1 protein-coding gene is annotated in these 719 nt (G+C 63.0%); it reads right to left on the reverse strand.

Annotated features, from left to right (window positions below):
* A partial coding sequence (locus AC0L14_RS34765; RefSeq protein WP_473752231.1) for an AsmA family protein occupies positions 1-719 on the reverse strand: 719 nt, incomplete at both ends.

The following is a 719-nucleotide window of genomic DNA, read 5'->3' on the forward strand; positions in this document are numbered from 1 at the left end:
ACGGTGGCGCCGCCGGAAAAGCCTGTCCAGTCGCCGTCACGCTTGAGATCGACATCGATGCCGCGAATGACGGTGCCGCCGGAGGTGACGCTGTCGGCACGGATTTTTCCGGAGATCACCGGTGCGGCGAGATAGTTAGCAATCAGCGCATCGATGGTGACCGTCTTTGCCGAAACATCGCCGCGTGAAATCGAAGCCGTCGAAGCCTTGATGGTGACCTCAGGCGCATTGCCGGTCTTCGAGAAGGCGATCGTGCCACGCACGTCGCCGTTAGCTTTTTCCAGCGCCAGGGCTGCGAGCGGACTGATATCGGGTAGATCCAGCGCCACCGTGCCGAGCGGCAGGAATCTATCGTCGAGAGCAAGGTCGCCCGAAACTTTGTTGTCGCCCAGCGACAGGCTTAGTCCGTCTATGGACCGCTTTCCCTGGCGCGTTACCAGCGACGCCTTGAAATCGAGTGGCTCGTCATTGACGGATCCGGTGAGCGAGATATCGGCCGCAGGGCTGGCGATGTCGCCCTTCCCCGTCGCGGTGAGCCTCAACCCGGTGATTTCTCGCGCCGCCACCGAAAGCCGGTCGCTATCGACCGTCAGCGACAGGTCCGGCGCTGTACCGGCGCCCTGCGCCTTCAGCGCGAACGTTATGGCGCCCTTGGCATCCCCGGACAGAAGCGAGATGTCGGACAGCGCGCCCTTGACGTCGGCGCTGACCTTGTTGTC

Source organism: Mesorhizobium sp. WSM4841, assembly GCF_055811515.1.